Origin of the sequence: Helicobacter hepaticus ATCC 51449 (genome assembly GCF_000007905.1) — a bacterium.
In the GTDB taxonomy this organism is placed as follows: Bacteria; Campylobacterota; Campylobacteria; order Campylobacterales; family Helicobacteraceae; genus Helicobacter_C; species Helicobacter_C hepaticus.
The window spans coordinates 333173-356366 of sequence record NC_004917.1; the positions used below are offsets into that span (position 1 = coordinate 333173).

Consider the following 23194-nt stretch of genomic DNA (forward strand, 5'->3'; position numbering starts at 1 on the left):
CCCGTTTCAATGAAACAATCTTTACAAAAGGACAAACAATGAAAAAAGTTTTTATGAGCGTAGCTCTTAGCGCAAGTTTGGTAAGCGGTGCTTTTGCTGCAGCGAACAGCAATACAGGGTGCGGACTTGGTTCATACCTTATTGACAAACAAGGTCTTATTTGGAATTTATTTCAAATAACAACAAATGGCTCAACAGGAACTCAAACTTTTGGTATTACTTCTGGAACTTCAGGTTGTAAATCTGGCAAAATCGCTATGGATAGCCGCACACAAGAATTTGTAGCTGCAAATATGGACGCTCTTTCTCAAGAGATTGCTCAAGGCAGAGGTGAACACCTTGATACGCTTGTAGAACTATTAAATGTAGCTGATAAAGATGCGTTTAAAATAGCGCTCCAAGATAATTATAACAAACTCTACGCAAGCAAAGATGCTCAAAGTGCAGACGTGCTTGATGGAGCTGCTACTCTTTAAAAATATTCCCCATAGCACAAAAAGTGTGCGGGGAATTATGAGTGATGCATAAGGATTCATATTTTTAGGCGGTTTTTTATTCTCATCTCTTATGCTTGTATATGCTCTATACATCATACGCTTATAGCAGATACTCTTTCATCTACTCACGTAATATCTACATTAGAATCTCAAAATGTTTATATTGATAATCTTATTGAAAAAGCCAAATCCCTCAACCTTGCACATTCTAAGGAATGGAAAGACCTTTTGCATATTGATAAAAAAACAAGTGAAATTATCTCACCTTATTTTTTTATTACACCCCTACCCTCAAAGAATCTCGCTCAAGATGAGCTTGAAGCCACTATTCGTGCATTTTATCAACCCATAGAATCTGTGCAGATTCCACAAGAAATTTTACAAAAACGAGAAAAGGAGATTCGTTTTTTTAAAGAAAATAGCATCAATCTTCCCACGCGCTCAATCGCAGCTCAAGATTATCACGCCCTGTGTCGCTTTCCTGCACGATTTGCTTTTTTACAAAAACATCTTTCTTTTACATCGCTTCCTCAAGTGAATTGTGCTGAATTTCAAACAATGCGTGATTACATCGCACCTACAAAGGCAAGTATTATCTTCCCTTCAGCTCATATTAACTCTCCTGCCTCAATGTTTGGACATACATTTTTACTCTTAGATTCTACTTTTCAATCCCGACTTCTTGCATTTGCAATAAACTATCAAGCTGATGCTGACCCAAGCCAAACCAATGCCATAAGCTTTGCCTTCAATGGACTTTTTGGATTATATACAGGGAGCTATTCTATTTTGCCCTATTACGATAAAATTAAAGAATACTCCAATACAGAATCTCGCGATATGTGGGAGTATGAACTAAATCTCACACAAGAGGAAATCACGCAGCTTTATAATCACATTTGGGAGCTAACTGACGCATATAGCTGGTATTATTTTTTTCATCGTAATTGCTCGTATAATATCTTATGGTTGCTTGAAGTGGCACGTCCAAGTCTTGCTTTGCGTCATAAATTCATCTATCAAGTCAATCCCCCTGAAACGCTCTTTGCCTTGCAAGAAGCCAATCTCATTACTCATATTGCTTATCGCCCAAGCAAACGAGCCAAACTTCTTTCTTATGAAAAAGTAATGAACAATGCGCAAGTCTCACTTGCTAAATCCCTTGCCAAAGGCACAAAAGAGCCAAAAGATATTTTAGATAACCCTAAATTAAACATTCAAAATAAACAATATATTTTAGAATCTGCCCTTGAACTAAGTGAATATCGCTTTCTTAAAGGCAAACTTGATAAAGAGCAATACACGCAAATTGCTCATAATCTCGCCTCCACGCGCTCCACTCTTGGTGCAAGCAAACCGCCTTCTTTACCCACACCCTCTAATCCGCTTGAAGGAAATCAAAGCCTTAGAATCACTCCTTTGCTTTTTGGTAATAAACAAGGGTTGCACCCCGCACTTGATTTTAGAATCGCTTATCACGACCTAACTGATAATGACAAAGGCTACCTTAAAGGTGCACAAATTGAATTTATGCGCACTCTTGCATATTATGACACAAATATAAAAGAATCTAGAGTAAAACTCTATGAACTTAATATCCTTTCAGTTGCTTCAATCGCTCCGATAAGTAAGTTTTTCAAACCCTTTTCTTATCGGCTTGAAACCGGATTCAATCGGAGTTTTTATGATAACTCTTTGCATTATTTTGCAGCACTTGGAGGAGGTTTGTCTCTTAATTTTTGGAATTTTGGATACGGATATTATTTGCTTGAGCCGACTTTTTTTCTTGATAAATTTAATCGCTCTGATTTTAGCCTCAATCAAGTGCTTGGAATTATCTTATCAGATAATAATCGCCTCAAAGTCACATTTGAATATAAATTCAAATCCTACACACTCACGCATTTTAGCCAATCCCTTGATAGCACTTTAAGCATTAATCTCAAACAAAATCTTGCCTTACTTGCAAGAGCACAGATTCTCAAAAATGATATGTCCCATTCCTTGCAACCCACTTCAATGCTAGGCGTAAGGCTATATTTTTAGATTCTATACATAATTGAGCACAACACGCCACGAATCTACAAGTTTTTCAAGACTATAACGCGCATTTGCGGGACTTGATGAAGGAAGTAAAAATACTTTTATTTCCTGTGTTTCACACATTTGTGAGCCAAAAAATCGTATAAAAAGCTCATATGCCTTGCGTCCATTACAAAAAATAGCATTGATTTTCGCACTTGAGAGTATCACTGATATATCATTAGGCTTAGCATTACTCAAAGTACTATCACTAGAATTACAAATATCACACTCGCGCACAATATCCCACAGGGCAATATGATGTGTGAGTAAAAATTGTTTTTTGGCATCTCTATCTTGCGCTCTTATGTCAATTTCAGGAGTAAAAAGTGTAGCAAGAATGTGCCAAAAACGATTGTGCGAATGCGCATAATAAAATTGCTCATCGCGTGAAATCACAGAGGGAAATGAACCCAAAATCAATACACGCGAATAGGTATCAAACACAGGAGCAAATGGGTGAGTGAGGTGTATTTTTTGTATTTGAGGTTTAGGCACTTTTTTGTATTGTGCATTTTCATTTATATTTTTCATTCTTTGATATTTTCCCTGCTTTATATTCCTCCATAGGCTCTCCCCAATTTATAAATCCATACATCAAAAAAAACATTAAACAAAAATGCAACATTGCACTTGCAAAACATAGAGTAGCGATTTTTTTATATTTGGCAAAAAGAGCATAAATGCCTAAAACTGACAGAGAACAAAAAATAGCATTGATACAATAATGAAAAACCAGCCAATCAAATGTTCTAACTTCAGCTTTGGGGTGTGCTTTATCAAAGCCCAGCATTTGGGAAGTAATGCCAAGAAAGAACCAACAAGAAAGTCCAAAAAAGCAAAACATAAAATATTCAATATGGATATTTCTATAAAATCGTGCTAAAAATAAACTGAACACTCCTAAAAAACCAACAAGTGTAAGAATTGAAAGAGAAAATCTTTTAAGAACCAATACAAAAATCCTTTGCTTGAATCTATTGCAGCAGCAAATAAGATTCCAAGAGAGCTTATCCAAAATAAAGCAATACATATAAAAACTAGAACTGTTCGCACATTTTTACCCATACCCCTCTTAAACATTATTGGATTAAATAGCCGAGTATATCACCTTGAAGCTTTGTTTGTAATAAACTCGTCTATGAATTTAATAATTATCTATATAATGTCGCTTTAAAATATCAAAGGGAGAATATGCTAGATTTTGACTTTATGCGCCAATGTGTGCCGATGTTTGCCAAAGCCCTCTCTTTGACTTTGTATATCTCCTTTTTTGGCATTTTACTTTCACTTATCATTGGTTTCATAAGTGCGTGGATTTTGTTTTTAAAAGTCCGCTTTCTAAGCCCTATTGTAGCAATCTATGTAGAATTAGCGCGTAACACACCCTTACTTATCCAACTCTTTTTTCTCTACTATGGGCTACATAGCATTATAGGCATAAATCTCAATGAATATGTCTGTGCTATCACAGGCTTAGCATTTTTAGGTGGTGGATATATGTGTGAGAGCTTCCGCACAGGATTAGAATCTATCTCTAGCTCACAGATCGAAAGCGCACAAAGCATAGGATTACAATCTCATCAAATGATGTTTTATATTATCCTCCCTCAATCTCTTAGTGTTGCTTTACCCTCTGTGGGAGCAAATGTCATTTTTCTTTTGAAAGAAACTTCTGTTGTAAGTGTCATCGCTTTAGCAGATATTATGTTTGTAACCAAAGATATTATCACGCATTATTATAAAACAAATGAAGCCTTAACTCTTCTTGTCTTAAGCTACCTCATCGTGCTTCTCCCTCTCTCTTTGGTCTTTTCACTCCTTGAGCGATCCTACAAAAAGCGAGTGTTGTAATGGAAATATTTTTTATTGGCTCAAATTTTGCTCGGCTCTTACAAGGGGTGCTTCTCACGCTTGAGATTGCGCTCATCTCTATTATTTTAGCAACATTTGGCGGACTTATTTTAGGCTTTATAATGACTTTAAAAAGCCTCATTATACGCGGAATATGCAGATTCTATCTTGAATGTGTGCGCATTATTCCTATTCTTGCTTGGCTTTTTATCGTATTTTTTGGTATTTCGCAGCAATTTGATATTAATCTTAGTGCGATAACAAGCGCGATTATCGTCTTTAGCCTATGGGGTGTAGCTGAAGTGGGAGATTTGGTGCGTGGAGCAATTACCTCACTCCCCAAACATCAAAGTGAAAGTGGTAAGGCACTTGGATTACAGCAATGGCAAATTATGTGCTATATTATCTTGCCTCAAGCACTCCGTCGCCTTTTACCCTCAATCATTTCCCTCTCTACTCGTATGATTAAGACAACTTCGCTTGTAGCATTGCTTGGAGCTGTAGATTTGCTCAAAGTCGGGCAGCAAATTATAGAACTCAACAAATCCAATCCAAATGCGAGTTTTTGGGTATATGGAGGGATTTTCTGCACATATTTTATCCTGTGCTATCCCCTTTCATATTTAAGTAAAATTTTGGAGAAAAAATATCAATGAAATCAACACTAGACACGCCACTTTTGAGTATATCTCATCTCAAAAAAACTTATGATGGCACACATTTTGTGCTTAATGATATTTCTATGCAAGTGCAAAAGGGTGAAGTCATTGTAATTTTAGGACCTAGCGGCTGTGGCAAAAGCACATTTTTACGCTGTATCAATGGATTAGAATCCACACAAGGCGGAGAAATCAGTTTGAGCAATGAAATAATTAATCACCCAAAGGCAAAATGGAGTAAAATCCGCCAACGCATTGGTATGGTGTTCCAAAGTTATGATTTATTCCCCCATATGAGTGTAATGGATAATGTTTTGCTCGGTCCCACAAAAGTGCAAAAACGTAATAAAAACGAAGTAATAGCGCAAGCACAAACCCTTTTAGAACGCGTAGGGCTTAGACATAAAATACAAGCCTCACCCAAAGAGCTAAGCGGAGGACAAAAACAACGTGTAGCAATCGTGCGCGCACTCTGTATGAATCCAGAAATTATGCTTTTTGATGAAGTAACTGCTTCACTTGACCCTGAAATGGTAAAAGAAGTGCTTGAAGTGATACTAGAGCTTGCAAATGAAGGTATGACGATGCTTATCGTAACACACGAAATGCGCTTTGCTCAAAAAGTTGCAGATAGAATCTGCTTTTTTGATGAGGGTAAACTTATTGAGGAATCTACACCACAAGAGTTTTTTAGCGCACCCAAAAGTCAAAGAGCGCAAAAATTCCTTAATGTATTTGAACTTTAAGATAAATCTAGCATACCACCAAAGTCATTACTCACTCCAAGTATATCAAGTGCGCCTGCAATCTGTCCTCTGTGGTGTAAAGCGTGATTTAATAAAGCTAAGATTAAGTGCGCTCTGCTCTTTACAATTGTAAAGTTTTCACCCAATGTCAAAGTTTCGCTTTTATCAAAATTACTCATATTATTAATAAGCTCAATCATCGCTTCATCTACGCGCTCTTGGAGTGCAGAAAAGCTTTGAATATCTTGAAATATTTTTTCATCAAGACTAAAATCTGCTTTCAAATATCCAAGAATTTCTTGTAAATGAGTGGGTTTGTTTTCCACAAAAGCACTCAGTTTGCTCAAAAATAATCCTATACTTCCACACAAGCTATGTGCAGCAGTCTGCATAATGCTCCCATAATACAAACCACAATCCTTATACAAATCCTCTGTTGCCATATTTTTTAACACTGCAAACATCTGCGTATCAGCCATTTTGTTGTATCTTGCTTGGAGTAATAGAACATCTTTCATACTTGTCTCCTTAGTAAATTAAATTCTAAGATTCTATATTAACTTCTTATAGAAGTCAATGAGTTTTTATCTGCATTTGCTCATTCATTTTTTAACTCCCTCTTACCAATCAACTTAGAATCTAAACATTGCGCTTAGGCTATTTTGCCAATTTAGCTCATAATATGAAAGCATATAGGAAAAATTTGATTTTGCTAATAAATGAAAGTTCTTATGTTCTAAGATACCAATACTTATCTCGCTAAAGATACCATTGCTCATACCCAACCTATCATAGACTATCGCACCATTTGCCAACACACCAACACCAGAACTTGATAAATTTAAATCACTCAACACACCAAAACTCAACGCAGCCTCAAAGTAGCGCGTATCCCAAATATTTTTTATCCCTACAAGCATATTAAATCCCCCATCAATAAAATCACGATTTTTTGCCATTTCTTTGGTTGGGAAAAACGCATAACTCTCTAAGCGCAAAAAAGGCAGCAAGGCATACTTACCAAAGTTAAAACTATATCCATAATCAACATTTAAAAGCATACTTTGCTCATCAAACTCTATGCCCTCAACACCTCCTGCAAGATGTGCAGGTAAAGCAAAGGAGTATCCAAACTCAAAACCTAACCAATGATAGCCTCTTTCACTTTGTGCAAACAAAACATCAAGTTGTGCTAATATGCCAATTTGAAAACTTGCATCAGGTGCAATAGAGATAGAATCTTGTGTGTTATTAGAATAGAAAGATTCTGTCTTAAGTGAGGCTTTTGTAAAATTTGTCTGCACAGAAAAAAGTACATCACTTTGCTCATTATTAGCTAAGATTCTATGATATTCTAACCCCACTCCATTTACACTTATTGCAAAGGAGTGATGACGCATATACGCGTTAAGATAATGTAATGAGAGGCTTTGAGTAATGGGACTTTGTTTATTTTGCATATATTCTAAGGCATTAGATTCTAAAGAAGAATCCTTTTGGAAGCTTTGAATCTTAAAATCATCTTTAAATACCTCATCTTGTAAGGGAATGAGAATATCCGCACCAAAGGCACAAACAAAAAAAACGCTAGAAAGAGTCAATCTTAAAAACATTGTTATTTTTTGATAATAATTGAATGTAAAAATTCTTCTAAATTAAATTTTTTGCGATGATTAGGTGTGAAAATATGAATCATAATATCTCCCAAATCGGCAACTACCCAATCTTCACTCTCTTCTTCGGTAGCATAAAATACTTCCCCTTGAGGCTTTAGCTCACTTTTAAGATAATCAAGTAAAGCAAAAGAATGCTTCCCTATCATCGCACTCACAATGATGACTTTATCTACAATATAATCCTTATCACATAAATCAAATACTTCAATATCCTCACCTTTCTTATCTGCTAAAAGTGTGGTAATACGCTCAATCCTTTCATTTATATGTTTTCCTTGCAAGCAATCTCCTTGTATAAAATAAAGGCTTATTATAGCCTAAAGTTTGCCTTGATAAAAGTATGTAAGCATACAGGAACAAGGTTTAAAGCTTCATCTATTTGCCCTTTTTGAAGCAAAGAGCGCACAGAGCTTGAGGAAAAATGCGCTACACTAGGAGGTAAATCTAAACATTTAATAACGTGCGCATAAGGCACAATATGTGGTGATATTTGAGAATCTTTTTGGGAAATTTCGCGCTTTATAAGCACAAAATCTACCATTTTGCATAATTTTTCTACATCTTTCCACTGCTTAAGATTATTAAAACTATCTTCTCCCAACACAAAAACAAGTTGGGCATTGGTATCTTGCTTTGTTATTTGTTCTTTAATAAAGGCTACGCTCTGCACACTAAATACACTCCGATTCTGGCACACTTCATAATCACTGACTGATATATATGGAATCTTTTGATTGCAAGACTTAGCATTATTCATCTCATCAGCGAGGATTTTGCACATTTGCAATCGTTGCAATGGTGTAAAAAAAGAGGAGCTTTTAAGCGGATTACGATAATTTGGCATAAGGATAATCCGCTTATATAGAAGATTTTCACGCAAGAGGCGAATAATCTCCATATGAGCATAATGAAGCGGGTCAAAACTGCCACCATAAAGTGCTATAATATTACTCAAATCGGCTTGCACGCGTCAATTTAGAAAATTTTACACCTTTAAGTCCGCCAATTTCAATACTTAAATCCTCAATATGCACTCCATTACCACGTAAGATAATTGTTTCAAGGCAATTATGTTGGTCTAAATGCACGTGCGTATTGCAGAGAATCTCAACATTGCCCTTATGTGTGCTTGTATGCTGAATATCAATCATACGCTGATTAAGCTCACGCTGATGGTGATCATAAATAATCGTCAAAACTGCTACACCTTGCGTATTTTCAGCACCACTACTCCATATTTCCTCATTAAGCTTTTCGCGTATCATATCTCGCACAATTTCAGAACGTGAAGAATATCCCTTATGAGTAAGACGCTCATCAAGAGTTTCAAGGAGATTCTGCGGGAGAGATACACTAAATCGGATAATACTAGACTTCATTATGTCTCCTTTTAATAAACTTAAAAAATTGTAGCGTAAAAAGGCTGAAGTATGAATTTAAGTAAAATTAAAAGGAAGTATAATCTTATCTTAAGAATGATTTTTATAATATGCAGCAATTAAATACCTTAACCTTTTTTGGAGTATATTTATGGAATTTCTCAAAGATTATATTGATTATATTATTTTTGCAATTCTTGGTTTTATGAGTTTTTTAAGCGTGTGGTTTAGCTGTGAGAGGCTCATTTTTTATATGCGTATAAATCTTAATGATTATCAAAATGAGGAAATATTAGAAGAAGTATTAAGTAAAAATCTTACTGCTCTTTATATCATCTATTCTAATGCACCCTATGTGGGGCTTTTAGGCACAGTTATTGGGATTATGATTACCTTTTATGATATGGGTATGAGCGGTGGTATGGACGCCCAAAGCATTATGATTGGCTTATCTACTGCTCTTAAAGCTACTGCTCTTGGCTTGGTGGTAGCTATCCCTACTTTAATTGTATATAATTGCTTTGTGCGTAAAATGGACGTGCAGCTTAATCGCTATAAACTCAGTAAAAAAGACATCAACGAGAGATAAATATGAGAATCCCAAAAAAAGATGGCTTGAATATTGTCCCTTTCATTGATGTAATGCTTGTCCTTTTGGCTATTGTGCTAAGTGTATCTACTTTTATAGCTCAAGGGCAAATTAAAGTAGAACTTCCCTATGCAAGCCAAAATCAACAAGAAAAACACGAGAAACCAAGTATAATTACTATTGATGAGCAGAATATTATTTATTTCAATGATAAAGCTACCGATATAGAATCTCTTAAGGCTGAGATTGCCAATGTTGATAACAAAACACTTATTCAACTCAAAAGTGATAAAAATGCGAAATTTGAAACTTTTATTCAAATCATAGATATTTTAAAGGAGAAAGGGCATGAAAACTTCGGAATTTCAACAAAAACCAAGTAATCTATGTCATATGCAAAGGCTAAGCATAAATCACACAGCTCATCAAAAAAATAATCAGCATACTTTCTTTACACCCAGCAAAGTAGGATTTGTGCTCAGTTTTGTATTACATTTTGCATTTGCAATAAGCCTATACGAGCATTTTCACAATGTTGATTTTCAACAAAACGGAGACAATATCACAACCCTTACTCTAGCAACTTTTCAAACTCCTTCTCAAGAAGAAATAGAAAATCCTAAGCCCAAACCTTTAGTGCATAAAACAAAACATCAGCATAAAGAAATTATTAAAGAACAAGGCAAACTTGCAAAAAAAGAGGAAGAATCTCCCATAAATAAAGCTCCTAAAGCTAAGCCTAACGAAAAGACAGAAGAAGGCGAGATAATACAAACGCTTTCATATAAAAATGGGAGCGAGGATGATTTGTTCTCAAAAATTAAAAGTGCTATTGACCGAAAAAGTAAATATCCTACTATGGCAAGAAAAAGAGGATTGGAAGGAGAGGTAATCGTAGAATTTATTATTCATAAAGATGGCAAAGTATCAAATATACGCGTTATCAAAGCAAATCAATATGAATTATTTAATACAGCTGCAGTCAATGCCATAAAAAAGGCTCAAAGCGATTTTCCTACTCTAAGCTCAACTACCAAAATTGAATTACCGATTAAATATGAGCTTGATAGAATCTAATAAAATTCTATCATTTAGATTCTAAAACGCATCAATATAATTTGCTAATGCCTCAATATCTTCATCGCTTAGGTTCTTTGTCTGCATATACATAATAATAGAATTGCCACCCTTGCTCAATGTCTGCTCACGGAATCCTTTCAGAGATTCTCTTACCTGTGCCTTATTAAGTGAAGCGATAAGGACATTACCTACACTTCCCGGTGCAACACTCTTACCATCTTTGCCGTGGCACGCAGCACATTTACCATAAAGCACTTGAGCATCAGGTAAAGAAGCATTACTTTTTACATTTTCTAAAGCATTCTTATTTGGAGACATATCAGATTGTTTTACTTGAGATACAGGAGTGTGTTTAGAATCTTGTTTTTTATCATCAAAACAAGCGATAAATAACAAAGGGAATATACAAAAAAGAAGAAATCTATTCATAATTTTTCCTTATCTATTGCCTCTCTTAAGGAGAGGCTAGCGGAAGAGACTTCTTTTATTGAGCTGCACTCTCTTCTTTTGCAGCATCATCTTGAGGTTGTGAATCAGCAGATTCTGTAGTAATCTCAGATTCTGGAGCTACTTGTGTTTGAGAATCATCTTCATTTTTCATTTCATCTGCTTGAGGTTCTACTGCTGGTGCAGTTTCATTTGCAGGAGTTTCAATTGCTTCTGCTGTATCTGTTGTATGCGTAGGAGTTTCTGCGCTTTCATTATCTTTTACATTATCTCCACAAGCTACAAACACTAAACCTAAACCTAACACAAAAATTAACTTTTTCATGGATTACCCCTTTCGTTTTTCCATAATTTCTTTGGCAACATTACTTGGCACTTCACCATAGTGGTCAAATTCCATTGTATATGTGCCTCTACCCTGTGTAGCTGAGCGCAAGTCAGTAGAATAACCAAACATTTCAGCTAGAGGAACAAAAGCATTCACAATCTTTAATCCCATACGATCGTCCATTGAGTTGATTTGCCCTCGCCTTCTGTTTAAATCTCCTATGACATCACCCATATACTCTTCAGGGACCTCCACCTCAACCTTCATCATAGGTTCCAATAGCACTGCGTTTGCCTTGCGACAAGCGTCTTTAAATGCCATAGAACCGGCGATTTTAAACGCCATTTCAGATGAATCCACATCATGATAACTTCCATCATAAAGTGTTATTTTAAAATCTACTACGGGATATCCTGCAAGCACACCATTTTGCATTGCTTCTTGAATGCCTTTATCAACAGCTGGAATATATTCTTTTGGAATAACTCCACCACTAATATTATTAACAAATTCATAACCTGTGCCTGCTTCTTTTGGTTCAAGTCTAATATGCACGTGTCCATACTGCCCACGCCCACCTGATTGTTTAGCATATTTACATTCTTGTTCAACCGCAGTTCGGATAGTTTCTCTAAAGGCAACTTGCGGTTCACCCACTTCTGCTTCTACTTTAAACTCACGTTTTAGTCTATCAACAATAATTTCTAAGTGAAGCTCACCCATACCACCAATAAGAGTCTGCCCTGTCTCCTCGTGCGTGCTCACTCTAAAGCTTGGATCTTCTTCAGCAAGTTTGCTAAGTGCAATAGACATTTTTTCTTGGTCAGCTTTTGTTTTTGGCTCTACTGCAATTTGAATCACAGGCTCTGGGAAATCCATACGTTCTAAAATCACAGGCACTTTTTCATCACAAAGCGTATCACCCGTAACCGTATCTTTCAAGCCCACAAATGCACAAATCTCGCCCGCATAAATTTCTTTAATATCCTCACGCTTATTGGAGTGCATTTTTAAAAGTCGTCCTACACGCTCTTTTTTACCTTTTGTTGAATTAAGTACATAGCTTCCAGATTCTAATTTACCACGATATGCACGCACAAAAGTAAGTTGCCCTACAAATGGGTCAGTCATAATCTTAAAAGCTAATCCTGCAAATGCACCATCATCGCTAGATTCTACACTTAATTCAGATTCATTTTTAGGATCAATACCTTTAATTTCGGCCACTTCTGTAGGAGCAGGGAGATAATCCACCACTGCATCAAGAAGTGTTTGCACTCCTTTATTTTTAAAGCTTGAACCACAAAGCATAGGGATAAGACTCATATTTAAACAACCAATTTTTATGCCTTTTTTAATATCCTCAATACTCAATTCTTCACCACCAAGATATTTTTCCATTAAGGCTTCATCTTGTTCTGCTGCAGCTTCAAGAAGCTTTTCTCGGTATTCATTGGCTTTCTCAACCAATTCTGATGGAATTTCCTCTACATCATATTTAGCGCCCATTGACTCATCATTCCAAACAATTGCTTTCATTTGCACTAAATCAATAACGCCTTTAAAATTTTCCTCTGCCCCAATAGGGATATTAATAGGCACAGGATTAGCTTTCAAACGCTGTTTAATTTGACTTTCAACACTATAAAAATTAGCACCGATTCTATCCATTTTATTGACAAAAACCATACGAGGTACACCATATTTATTGGCTTGTCTCCATACGGTTTCACTTTGGGGTTGCACGCCTCCTACAGAACAAAATACAGCAATAGCTCCATCAAGCACACGCATAGAACGCTCTACTTCAATGGTAAAATCAACGTGTCCGGGTGTATCAATAAGATTGATTTGATAATCTCTCCAAAAACAAGTTGTAGTGGCAGAGGTAATCGTAATCCCACGCTCTTTTTCTTGCTCCATCCAATCCATAGTTGCTGCACCATCATGGACTTCACCAATCTTGTGGCTCACGCCCGTATAAAATAAAATTCTCTCTGAAGTTGTCGTTTTTCCTGCATCAATATGTGCAGCAATACCGATATTTCTAATCCTTACTAAAGGGGTCTTTCTTGCCATTATACTTCCTTTGTGCTACCAACGATAGTGTGCAAAAGCTTTATTTGCTTCAGCCATTTTATGCACATCTTCTTTTTTCTTAAAAGCTGCTCCTCTTTCATTTGCAGCATCTACAAGCTCACTTGCTAAACGTTCAATCATTGTGCGCTCATTTCTCTTGCGCGTAGCCTCAAGTAACCAACGAATAGAGAGGGATTGCTGACGAGCTGGACGCACTTCAACAGGAACTTGATATGTTGCTCCACCTACACGGCGACTTCTTACTTCCACAAGAGGTTTAACACGTTCAAGTGCTTTCTCAAATACTTCTATACCTTTTTCACCACTTTTTTCTTCAATTTTATCAAATGCAGCATAAATTATCTTTTCACTCACACTTTTTTTACCATCAAGCATCATTTTATTAATGAATTTTGTTACTACCTTGTTATTATAAATCGGGTCACCCAAAACTTCTCTTACAGGAGCTTTTCTTCTTCTCATTCTCTTATCCTTAAATTATTTTTTATCGCCACCGGCTTTGGCTTTTTTAGCACCATACTTACTGCGCGAAACATTTCTTTTTGCAACACCTGCAGTATCTAATGCACCACGGATAATATGATATTTCACCCCGGGCAAATCTTTTACACGTCCGCCTCTTACAAGCACAATGGAGTGCTCTTGGAGATTATGTCCTTCACCCGGAATATAGCTAATAACCTCTACCTTAGAAGTGAGTTTCACTTTGGCAACTTTTCTTAATGCCGAATTTGGTTTCTTAGGTGTCGTAGTATAAACACGTGTGCATACTCCTCTCCTTTGTGGGCATTCCAATAATGCAGGAGACTTTGTCTTGCGGATAACTTTCTTTCTTTCTTTTCTAATAAGCTGATTTATGGTTGGCACTGATGCTTCCTTTATGCAAAATTAAAAATAAAAAATGCAGGGATTTTACCCAACAAAAACTTTTATTTCTCTTAGAGATGAAGAAATTTATCTATTCTTCCTCATCTTCCTCGTATTCTTCTTGTTTTTCACACCTATAATGGAACTTCTTATTTTTGTATAAGCCCGTTCCCACAGGTATCATACGCCCAAGCACAACATTTTCCTTGAGATCATCAAGCGTATCTTTTTTAGCTGCAATACTTGCTTCGGTAAGCACTTTTGTAGTCTCTTGGAATGACGCAGCTGAAATAATAGAATCACTTCCAATAGCTGCACGAGTGATACCTAATAATACAGGCTCAGCCACTGCAGGCTCTCCACCGATACTTAAGATTCTTTCATTTTCTTCCTTAAAATGTCGCTTGCTTGCTAAATCACCTTCAATAAACTTCGTGTTACCACTATCAACAATTTTTACTTGACGCAACATCTGAGAAACAATGATTTCAATATGTTTATCGGCAATGCTCACACCTTGCCGTCGATATACTTGCTGCACTTCACTCACAATATATTTATGAAGCTCTTTTTCACCACTAATACGCAAAATATCGTGGCTTGATATTACACCATCAGTCATTGCCTCACCTGCGTGGATAAATTCTTGTTCATGCACGAGAATCTTCTTATTTTTATCTACTGCATATTCTGCAACCCTACCATCAGCTGCAGTAATAATAATGCGCTCTTTACCGCGTATAGGTTTACCAAAGCTTACTGTTCCATCAAGTTCTGAAAGAATAGCGGTGTCTTTTGGTTTTCTTGCTTCAAAAAGTTCTGTAACACGTGGGAGACCACCCGTAATATCTTTAGACTTTGCCAATGCTTTTGGCACTTTAGCGATAATATCAGCTATTTCAACTTTATCGCCATCATTTACAGCAATAGAAGTGCGGGATTCTAAGCGATAACTTATTTCCTTACCATCTTTAGTAGTAACAACAAGCATTGGTTTATAGCCTGCAGGAACATACTCATTAATGACAAAATTTTTCTGATGTGTATTTTCATCTTCTTGCTCACTCACAGTAAGCCCAGCAATAATATCCCTAAAAGATACAATTCCCGCTTGGTCAGCAATAATTGGTTCACTATAAGCGTCCCATTCTGCAACAACAATCTGTTCTGTGGAAGTTGGTTCAGAAATAAGTGTATTTATATCTACTTCACTATTATCATCAACAAGAATCTTGGATGTCCGAGCAATATAATGGCGGATAGCTTCTCTATCGTTTTGATCCGCAATCACTGCAAACATACCCTTTTCAGATACAACCATACCTGCTTTTACATTATGATTACGTTCTAATGTATCTGCACGAAGCGTATAAAACTTCACAATACCCTTTTCTTTGGCAGTAATTTTTTGAGAAATAGGCGCATTATCCTCAACCTTTAATTCACTTCCATATGGAATCCGCGTTGGTATATTCCAGCTATCCATAATTGTATCAACGATACTTCCACCAGCTTTCACTTTATAACCACTCTCGTGTGGCACAAGCAACTTACCTTCAATTTTGCCCGCTACACCTGCAAGTTCATTTTGTTTTGCTACGTCATCTTTTCTTAAGCGATATGTTTCAGAACGTTTCTTATCACCCACAATCGTAATATGCACTTCATCATGGACATTCTCTACTTCTAGTTCTCCATCAAACTCTGCTTTAATACGTGGTTCAACAACTAAAATTGCAGCATTTCTACGATTTGCTACAATTTTTTGTCCCTTACTATTAGTGTAAGTGCGAATATTATAATAACGAATAAAGCCCTCTTTCTTTGCCACAATCTGCTTTTCTTCAGTGCTTCTACTTGCCGTCCCACCTACGTGAAATGTTCTAAGTGTAAGCTGTGTCCCAGGTTCACCAATACTTTGGGCAGCAAGCACTCCTACTGCTTCACCTGGTTTGACCATTTTAGATTCACCAAGATTTAGCCCATAACACTTCGCACACACACCTTTTTGTGCTTTGCAAGTTACGGGTGTGCGTATCATTACGGATTTGACGTTTGCCTCTTTAATACGTCTTGCCATTGTGCTATCAATCAATACACCTTCACTTAAGAGAATCTCATTAGCAATAGGGTCAATAACATCTCGTGCTAACACACGTCCAACTACACGTTCTTCAAGCGGTTCAATCATATCGCTTCCAACCGTGATGTCTGTAATCTCTACACCCTCGTGTGTGCCACAATCTTCAATCGTAACTTTCATATTTTGACTCACATCGATAAGTTTTCTTGTAAGATACCCAGCATTCGCTGTTTTAAGGGCAGTATCAGCCAAACCTTTTCGTGCGCCGTGAGTAGAATTAAAATACTCTAATACATTCAAACCTTCTTTAAAGTTTGAAGTAATAGGCGTTTCAATAATCGTGCCATCAGGTTTTGCCATAAGTCCTCTCATAGCAGAAAGTTGTCGAATCTGTGCCTCGCTTCCTCTCGCTCCAGAATCTGCCATCATATAGATAGAATTAAAGCCTTCTTTGTCATTTTTGACTTTTTCCATCATCAATTTACCCATTTTTTCACTTGTCTCTGTCCAAATATCAATACTCTTATTGTATCGCTCTTGCGCAGTAAGGAGTCCTTGTTCAAATTCACCTTGGATTCTCTTAATTTCTTTTTTCGCCTCATCAATCATAGTAGCTTTATTATGGGGGATAATAATATCCGCTGCTGAAATAGAAATACCGGCTTTTGTCGCATATTTAAAGCCAAGATTCTTAAGGTTATCAAGGAAAGTAGCTGTAATACCTAACCCACCCTCTTTATATACATAATCAATTAATGTCCCGATATCCTTTTTCTTCATAGTCTGATTCCACAAATTTAATGGCACAAAATCAGGCAAAATAGAGCTTAAAATCATACGTCCAGCTGTTGTATCTATCACGCGGCGATTATGCACAGTCTTAATACGTGCGTTAATATCAAGTTCACCCATTTCAATTGCCATAACAATTTCATCAATACTTGCGAGAATCTTATGTTCGCCTTTTACACCCTTTTTCTCAAGTGAGAGATAATACAAGCCTAAAACCATATCTTGGCTTGGCACTGCTACAGCCTTTCCACTTGCTGGGAGTAAGATATTCATTGAACTAAGCATAAGAATCTTGCATTCTGCAATCGCTTCTTGTGAAAGAGGCACATGCACTGCCATTTGGTCACCATCAAAGTCTGCATTAAATGCTGAACACACAAGCGGATGGAGTTGAATAGCCTTGCCATCAATGAGTTTTGGGTGGAAAGCTTGGATAGATTGTTTATGCAGAGTTGGTGCACGATTAAGCAACACAGGGTATCCATTAACAATCTCTTGCAAACATTCCCATACTTCATTTGTCTTTTGATTTACCATTTTTACTGCTTGTTTAAGCGTAGTGGCATAACCTTTTTCTTCAAGTTTAGCAAATAAATGTGGCTTAAAGAGCTCAAGAGCCATATTTTTAGGTAATCCACATTGGTTCATTTTAAGATTTGGTCCCACAACAATAACACTTCGTCCAGAAAAATCCACACGCTTACCAAGGAGATTCTGTCGGAATCTCCCCTGTTTCCCTTTAATAATCTCTGATAAAGATTTAAGCGGTCGTTTATTTGCACCTTTAACAGCATTTGCATTTCTTCCATTATCAAAGAGTGCATCAACAGCTTCTTGCAACATTCTTTTTTCATTACGCACAATAATTTCTGGAGAATCAAGTTCAATGAGCCGTTTTAAACGTTGATTACGATTAATGACGCGGCGATATAAGTCATTTACATCGCTCACAGCAAACTTCCCTCCATCAAGAGCCACCAAAGGACGTAAATCTGGTGGTAATACAGGAAGAATCGTAAGCATCATCCATTCTGGACGATTACCTGAATTAATAAAACTTTCTACAACTTTAAGACGCTTTACAATAGTTTTTTTCTTTGCTTCTGAATTAGTAGAGCGAATCTCTTCGCGCAAAGTATTTAAAAGCAATATCAAATCAAGCTCTTCAAGTAACTCTTTAATTGCTTCTCCACCCATTTGGGCAACAAATCCTGTATGTTCAAAACGTTGATTAATGCTTTGGAATTGTTCCTCATTAAGCACATCATATTTCAAAATTGGCTTTGAACCCTCATTATCATAAAATGCTTCACCGGGTGATTTAACAATATATGCTTCATAATATAACACGCGTTCTAAATCTTTCATCTTCACACCTAGCAACGTCCCGATACGGCTAGGCAATGAACTTACATACCAAATATGCGCTACAGGTGCAACAAGCTCAATATGCCCCATTCTTGAGCGGCGCACTTTTGCTTTTGTAACTTCAACACCACACTTTTCACATACAATACCTTTATAACGCATTTTTTTATACTTACCGCATAAACATTCATAATCACGCACTGGACCAAAGATTTTAGTACAGAATAATCCATCGCGTTCAGGTTTCAAAGTGCGATAATTAATTGTTTCAGGTTTTTTTACTTCACCATTACTCCAAGAGAGAATCTTCTCTGGACTTGCCAATACAAGCTGAAAAGAGCTAAAGTCTTTTGGACGCTCATCTTCTTTAATAGCAATAGGCACAGGCATACCATTTTCATCTTGCTCATCGCCATAAATATTAACATCAAGAGCAAGAGATTGAAGCTCTTTAGTTAAAACATAAAAAGTTTCTGGAATTTCAGATTCTCCAACGTGCTCACCTTTTGTTATTGCTTTATATGCACCCCTGCGCCCTTCAGTATCATCAGATTTAATCGTAAGCATTTCTTTAAGCGTATGAGCTGCACCATAAGCCTCAAGCGCCCATACTTCCATTTCTCCAAATCGCTGTCCGCCAAAAAGTGCCTTTCCACCCACAGGTTGCTGTGTAACCAAAGAATAAGGTCCTGTGCTTCTTGCATGGACTTTTTCATCAACTAAATGATGGAGTTTAAGCATATACATATAGCCTACATTGACACGCTCACGCATTTTTTCACCTGTTTTCCCATCATAAAGCTCTGTTTTGCCGTCCATATCAACTTTTACCAAAGAAAAAAGTTTATCAAATTTTTCCTGCTCTATGCCCTCAAACACAGGAATGGCAAATTTTACCCCATTGCTCCAATCTCGTGCATATGCAAGCAATGCTTCATTATCAAGATTCTTAAGGAATTCTATCATTGACTTATCATCAGAATTTACTACTTGAGCAATTTCAATCATTTTTGAGCGTAATGTATCAAGCCATTGCTTTGATTGAGAAGATAAAATTTCCTGAATCTGTTGCCCAAGACGCTTACCTACAAGTCCCAAATGCACTTCTAGAATCTGTCCAATATTCATACGACTGGGCACACCAAGTGGATTAAGCACAATATCTACAGGCTCTCCATCTGCAGTATAAGGCATATCTACCATAGGCACTATATTAGAAACAATACCTTTATTTCCGTGTCGTCCTGCCATTTTATCACCTACTTTAAGTTTGCGTTTTGTGGCAATATAAATTTTGACAAGCTTGACAACTCCACTTGGTAAAATATCATCTTTTTCTAGGATTGAAAGTTTTTCTTCGTGTTCTTCACCAAGCGTTTTTTTCTGTTCTAAGAAATTTGTTTTAATTTGTTCATAACGAGTTTGAATCTCTTTAGGATAATGCTTAATTAGAGTGCTTAAAATAAATGGATTAAGCACACTTAACTCCTCTTTTGGAATCTGTGCACCTTTTTTAAACACTTTATCAGCAACTTTTACCTCACTTAAGAGTTTTTCTTTTGAAAGCATTAATGAAATGCGCAAAGTCTCTTCTTGCTGAATCATTGTTAAACGATCGTGATGTTCTATGTCAAGCACACGTTTTTCTTCCTCATACGCACTTATTGCACGTGCATCTTTTTCATAGCCTTTTTTCGTAAAAATCTTGACATCTACCACCGTTCCTTCAAGTGAAGGCGGACAATAAAGCGATTTATTTACTACGTGTCCAGCTTTTTCACCAAAAATTGCACGTAAAAGACGCTCTTCGGGTGTAGGTTTTACCTCTCCCTTAGGAGAGACTTTTCCCACAAGTATCATACCTGCACTTACATAAGTCCCTATTCGCACGATACCACTTTCATCAAGATGTGCAGTCTCCGCTTCTTTTGTGCCTGGAATATCGGCTGTAATCTCTTCAAGTCCGTGTTTAAGTTCACGCGCTTCTATTTCTTTTTCATAAATATGAATTGAGGTAAAAGCATCTTCTTTAATAAGTCTCTCACTAACCACAATTGCATCTTCAAAGTTATAACCATTCCACGGCATAAAAGCAACACGAATGTTTTTACCCAATGCCAATTCACCATTGTCCATACTTGGACCATCAGCAATAATTTGTCCTTGCTCTACCCTATCACCCTGTCGCACAATAGGTTGTTGAGAGAAGCAAGTATTTTGATTTGTACGAAGATTTTTACCAAGATGATAGTGGTCAATATATGCACCATTATCATCTTCGCCAAGAATATAAATATTTTTAGCATCTACTCTCTCTACCACACCACTGCGAGTAGCTTTTGTTGCTTCCCAAGAATCACGAGCAATAATTTGCTCTATTCCTGTTCCAACTACAGGCGCATCAGGTTTAAGTAAAGGCACAGCTTGACGTTGCATATTTGAACCCATAAGAGCCCGGTTAGCATCATCGTGCTCAAGGAATGGAATAAGTGAGGCTGCTACACCAACGAGCATACGAGGGCTTAAATCAATGAGTTGAACTCGCGACTTTTCACTTAAAATAATTTCGCCATCTTTACGTGTTTCAATCAAATCTTCAATAATATGCCCATTTTTATCTACTGCTGTGCTTGCAGGAGCAATAACGATACCCTCTTCTTGCGCAGCCGTAAGATAAACTATCTCTTGAGAAACTATGCCATTTTCAACTTTTCTATAAGGTGCTTCAATAAATCCTAAATCATTCACGCGCGTATAGGTTGAGAGTGTATTAATCAAACCAATATTTTGTCCTTCTGGTGTTTCAATCGGACAGATTCTACCATAATGTGTAGGATGCACATCACGAGCCTCAAAACCTACTCTATCTTTTACGAGTCCACCCTCACCAAGTGCTGAAAGTCGTCGTTTATGTGTAACTTCAGAAAGTGGATTAGTTTGGTCCATAAATTGAGAAAGTTGCCCACCAGTAAAAAATTCCATAATTGTGCTTGTAATCATTTTGCCATTAATAAGGTCGTGAGGCATTATCGTATCAAATGCACCACTTAAAGAAGTAAGCTTATCACGGATAGCTTTTTGCATTTTCACAAGCCCAGTATGAAGTTCATTTGCCAAAAGCTCGCCTATGGATCGGATTCTACGATTCCCAAGATGGTCTCTATCATCAATTTTGCCTAAACCATTTTTCACTTTAAGTAAATATTGAATCGTCCTAATAATATCCTCGTGGGTAAGCACGGTAACATAATCAGGAACATTAATTTGAAGTTTATGATTCATTTTCATACGACCAACACGTGTTAAATCATATCGCTCTGGATCAAAAAATAATTGTCTTACAAAACTCTTTGCAACCTCTTTTGTTACAGGCTCACCCGGACGCATAACTTTATAGATTCTAATTGCAGCAAGTTCATTTTCATCATCAATCTTTTCACTTTGACGAAGCATTTTAAGTGATTCTGCATCTGCCATAAATGAATTAATAATAGAATTATCCACACCAGCTGCACTCGCATTAGCGATAACAAATTCATTGATTTTAAGCTCAAGCAATTTTTTGAGTTTGCTTTCATCAAGCTGAGTAAGTGTATCAAAAAGCACTTCACCTTGTGCGTTGATTATAGGTTCAGCAAGAAACTTGTTTGTTAAGTTTTCAAGCGGATACTCAATTAAATCAATTTTTGCCTCTTTAAGCTCTTTAATTTTTTTCGTAGAAAGCCTCTTGCCTGATGATACCAAAAGATTGCCTTTAGCATCTTTAATATCAAATTCAGCGCGATTACCTATGCTATCTACATCGAATGGGATAAGATATTTACCTTTTTTGTATTTGACTCTTTGTAAAGGATAAAAAATCTTAAGAATATCTTGTTTGCTATATCCCATAGCGCGTAAAATAATAGTTACCGGAACTTTGCGTCTTTTATTAATTCGTGCATAAAGCACATCTTTAGAATCATATTCAAAATATAACCAAGAGCCTCTATCGGGGATAATTTGTCCTGTATAAATAAGCTTATTTGATGAAGCACTTGATTCTTCTTCTTTAAAAATGACACCTGGACTACGATGAAGCTGATTAACCACTACGCGTTCAACACCATTAATAATAAAACTTGTTCTATCCGTCATAAGGGGAATATCACGCACAAAAATGTTTTGCTCTTTAGCATCTTTTATGCCTAGTCTCTCTCCTGTTTTCTCATCTTTTTCCCAAAGCACGAGACGAATCTTAATTTGCAATGATACTGCATATGTTACACCACGCACCATTGCCTCATTCGTGGTATATTTAGGCTTACCAAATTTACAACTTACATATTCAAGCGTAATACGATTTTGGCTATCTTGAATAGGGAAAACAGACTTAAACACTCGCTCAATACCAGATTCTTTATCGCTATCAACACAAAGAAAATCATCATAACTATTCCTTTGAAGCAATAAAAGGTTAGGAACATCAATGCTTTGAGGATTTTTTGTAAAGTCAGCGCGGAGTCTATTCTTAAGTTTTGTGAAGTTTGCCATGTGTTATATCCTTCTTATTCTTAAATGGATTAAAAGAGCTAAATACTCTAAAAAACCTACAATCGTTATAGGGCATTTTACAATATTCTAATAAGTAGCCAAACCCTAGTTTAA

Annotated in this window: 21 protein-coding genes; 8 read left to right on the forward strand and 13 right to left on the reverse strand. The window is 36.6% G+C overall.

What is annotated here, in order from left to right:
• Positions 1-38 precede the first annotated feature (38 nt).
• Positions 39-476, forward strand: a complete 438-nt coding sequence (locus HH_RS01685) for a DUF3015 family protein (RefSeq protein WP_011115182.1) — start codon at positions 39-41, stop codon at positions 474-476.
• Positions 477-725: 249 nt separating this feature from the next.
• Positions 726-2543 carry an Lnb N-terminal periplasmic domain-containing protein gene (locus HH_RS01690; protein WP_011115183.1) on the forward strand — a complete coding sequence of 606 codons (1818 nt, stop codon included), beginning with the start codon at positions 726-728 and terminating at the stop codon, positions 2541-2543.
• A 3-nt stretch (positions 2544-2546) separates the two neighbouring features.
• On the opposite strand, the gene HH_RS01695 is transcribed toward HH_RS01690, so the two are convergent.
• Positions 2547-3113: a DNA-deoxyinosine glycosylase gene (locus HH_RS01695; protein ID WP_011115184.1), complete on the reverse strand. Its 567-nt coding sequence runs from the start codon at positions 3111-3113 to the stop codon at positions 2547-2549.
• Entirely contained in the window at positions 3097-3534 is a 438-nt protein-coding gene (locus tag HH_RS01700) for a hypothetical protein (RefSeq protein ID WP_041308958.1), read from the reverse strand. The genes HH_RS01695 and HH_RS01700 overlap by 17 nt, the downstream gene beginning before the upstream one ends.
• A gap of 239 nt (positions 3535-3773) precedes the next feature.
• Here HH_RS01700 and HH_RS01705 point away from each other — a divergent pair, with 239 nt between their 5' ends.
• Genes HH_RS01705 through HH_RS01715 form a run of 3 tightly spaced genes read left to right on the forward strand, consistent with a single transcriptional unit; the run spans position 3774 to position 5838 of the window.
• Positions 3774-4433, forward strand: coding sequence for an amino acid ABC transporter permease (locus HH_RS01705; protein WP_011115188.1), 660 nt, complete (start codon positions 3774-3776; stop codon positions 4431-4433).
• Entirely contained in the window at positions 4433-5089 is a 657-nt protein-coding gene (locus HH_RS01710) for an amino acid ABC transporter permease (RefSeq protein ID WP_041308960.1), read from the forward strand. Before HH_RS01705 ends, HH_RS01710 begins: the two co-directional genes overlap by 1 nt.
• Positions 5086-5838 carry an amino acid ABC transporter ATP-binding protein gene (locus tag HH_RS01715; protein ID WP_011115190.1) on the forward strand — a complete coding sequence of 251 codons (753 nt, stop codon included), beginning with the start codon at positions 5086-5088 and terminating at the stop codon, positions 5836-5838. The genes HH_RS01710 and HH_RS01715 overlap by 4 nt, the downstream gene beginning before the upstream one ends.
• Here the strand turns inward: HH_RS01715 and HH_RS01720 are convergent.
• From HH_RS01720 to nikR, 5 genes are all read right to left on the reverse strand, one after another.
• Positions 5835-6356, reverse strand: coding sequence for a DinB family protein (locus HH_RS01720; protein ID WP_011115191.1), 522 nt, complete (start codon positions 6354-6356; stop codon positions 5835-5837). The genes HH_RS01715 and HH_RS01720 overlap by 4 nt on opposite strands.
• Positions 6357-6470: 114 nt before the next feature.
• The gene (locus HH_RS01725; RefSeq protein ID WP_158295423.1) at positions 6471-7439 is read right to left on the reverse strand and encodes a hypothetical protein; all 969 of its coding nucleotides are present in this window, start codon (positions 7437-7439) and stop codon (positions 6471-6473) included.
• 14 nt (positions 7440-7453) lie between these two features.
• Positions 7454-7795: a ribosome silencing factor gene (gene rsfS, locus HH_RS01730; protein ID WP_011115193.1), complete on the reverse strand. Its 342-nt coding sequence runs from the start codon at positions 7793-7795 to the stop codon at positions 7454-7456.
• Between the two features lie 29 nt (positions 7796-7824).
• Positions 7825-8469 (reverse strand): nicotinate (nicotinamide) nucleotide adenylyltransferase, encoded by a 645-nt coding sequence (gene nadD / locus HH_RS01735; protein WP_050720592.1) that lies wholly within the window; start codon positions 8467-8469, stop codon positions 7825-7827.
• On the reverse strand, positions 8462-8893 hold the full coding sequence (gene nikR, locus HH_RS01740) for a nickel-responsive transcriptional regulator NikR (RefSeq protein WP_011115195.1): 432 nt from the start codon (positions 8891-8893) through the stop codon (positions 8462-8464). The genes nadD and nikR overlap by 8 nt, the downstream gene beginning before the upstream one ends.
• A gap of 151 nt (positions 8894-9044) precedes the next feature.
• Here nikR and exbB point away from each other — a divergent pair, with 151 nt between their 5' ends.
• The 3 genes from exbB to HH_RS01755 are packed head-to-tail and all read left to right on the forward strand — an operon-like array spanning position 9045 to position 10559.
• Positions 9045-9482 (forward strand): TonB-system energizer ExbB, encoded by a 438-nt coding sequence (exbB, locus tag HH_RS01745; RefSeq protein ID WP_011115196.1) that lies wholly within the window; start codon positions 9045-9047, stop codon positions 9480-9482.
• Between the two features lie 2 nt (positions 9483-9484).
• Complete coding sequence (gene exbD / locus HH_RS01750; RefSeq protein WP_011115197.1) at positions 9485-9865, forward strand: TonB system transport protein ExbD; 381 nt, start codon at positions 9485-9487, stop codon at positions 9863-9865.
• On the forward strand, positions 9831-10559 hold the full coding sequence (locus HH_RS01755; RefSeq protein ID WP_011115198.1) for an energy transducer TonB: 729 nt from the start codon (positions 9831-9833) through the stop codon (positions 10557-10559). Before exbD ends, HH_RS01755 begins: the two co-directional genes overlap by 35 nt.
• Before the next feature lie 21 nt (positions 10560-10580).
• Here HH_RS01755 and HH_RS01760 read toward each other — a convergent pair whose 3' ends face one another.
• From HH_RS01760 to HH_RS01785, 6 genes are all read right to left on the reverse strand, one after another.
• Complete coding sequence (locus HH_RS01760) at positions 10581-10991, reverse strand: c-type cytochrome (protein ID WP_011115199.1); 411 nt, start codon at positions 10989-10991, stop codon at positions 10581-10583.
• A gap of 55 nt (positions 10992-11046) precedes the next feature.
• On the reverse strand, positions 11047-11334 hold the full coding sequence (locus HH_RS01765; RefSeq protein WP_011115200.1) for a hypothetical protein: 288 nt from the start codon (positions 11332-11334) through the stop codon (positions 11047-11049).
• Positions 11335-11337: 3 nt separating this feature from the next.
• Positions 11338-13416, reverse strand: a complete 2079-nt coding sequence (fusA, locus tag HH_RS01770; RefSeq protein ID WP_011115201.1) for an elongation factor G — start codon at positions 13414-13416, stop codon at positions 11338-11340.
• A 15-nt stretch (positions 13417-13431) separates the two neighbouring features.
• The gene (gene rpsG / locus HH_RS01775) at positions 13432-13899 is read right to left on the reverse strand and encodes a 30S ribosomal protein S7 (RefSeq protein ID WP_011115202.1); all 468 of its coding nucleotides are present in this window, start codon (positions 13897-13899) and stop codon (positions 13432-13434) included.
• A 15-nt stretch (positions 13900-13914) separates the two neighbouring features.
• Entirely contained in the window at positions 13915-14304 is a 390-nt protein-coding gene (rpsL, locus tag HH_RS01780; RefSeq protein ID WP_011115203.1) for a 30S ribosomal protein S12, read from the reverse strand.
• 91 nt (positions 14305-14395) lie between these two features.
• On the reverse strand, positions 14396-23080 hold the full coding sequence (locus tag HH_RS01785; RefSeq protein ID WP_011115204.1) for a DNA-directed RNA polymerase subunit beta/beta': 8685 nt from the start codon (positions 23078-23080) through the stop codon (positions 14396-14398).
• Between the last annotated feature and the right edge of the window lie 114 nt (positions 23081-23194).

Bases quoted from the DNA above. Each gene is read 5' to 3' on its own strand.
- nikR (WP_011115195.1), bottom strand. From the start codon at position 8,893: ATGAAGTCTAGTATTATCCGATTTAGTGTATCTCTCCCGCAGAATCTC.
- exbB (WP_011115196.1), top strand. From the start codon at position 9,045: ATGGAATTTCTCAAAGATTATATTGATTATATTATTTTTGCAATTCTT.
- fusA (WP_011115201.1), bottom strand. From the start codon at position 13,416: ATGGCAAGAAAGACCCCTTTAGTAAGGATTAGAAATATCGGTATTGCT.
- HH_RS01720 (WP_011115191.1), bottom strand. From the start codon at position 6,356: ATGAAAGATGTTCTATTACTCCAAGCAAGATACAACAAAATGGCTGAT.
- HH_RS01715 (WP_011115190.1), top strand. From the start codon at position 5,086: ATGAAATCAACACTAGACACGCCACTTTTGAGTATATCTCATCTCAAA.
- HH_RS01785 (WP_011115204.1), bottom strand. From the start codon at position 23,080: ATGGCAAACTTCACAAAACTTAAGAATAGACTCCGCGCTGACTTTACA.
- exbD (WP_011115197.1), top strand. From the start codon at position 9,485: ATGAGAATCCCAAAAAAAGATGGCTTGAATATTGTCCCTTTCATTGAT.
- HH_RS01760 (WP_011115199.1), bottom strand. From the start codon at position 10,991: ATGAATAGATTTCTTCTTTTTTGTATATTCCCTTTGTTATTTATCGCT.
- rpsG (WP_011115202.1), bottom strand. From the start codon at position 13,899: ATGAGAAGAAGAAAAGCTCCTGTAAGAGAAGTTTTGGGTGACCCGATT.
- HH_RS01685 (WP_011115182.1), top strand. From the start codon at position 39: ATGAAAAAAGTTTTTATGAGCGTAGCTCTTAGCGCAAGTTTGGTAAGC.
- HH_RS01710 (WP_041308960.1), top strand. From the start codon at position 4,433: ATGGAAATATTTTTTATTGGCTCAAATTTTGCTCGGCTCTTACAAGGG.
- HH_RS01695 (WP_011115184.1), bottom strand. From the start codon at position 3,113: ATGAAAAATATAAATGAAAATGCACAATACAAAAAAGTGCCTAAACCT.
- HH_RS01705 (WP_011115188.1), top strand. From the start codon at position 3,774: ATGCTAGATTTTGACTTTATGCGCCAATGTGTGCCGATGTTTGCCAAA.
- HH_RS01755 (WP_011115198.1), top strand. From the start codon at position 9,831: ATGAAAACTTCGGAATTTCAACAAAAACCAAGTAATCTATGTCATATG.
- HH_RS01765 (WP_011115200.1), bottom strand. From the start codon at position 11,334: ATGAAAAAGTTAATTTTTGTGTTAGGTTTAGGTTTAGTGTTTGTAGCT.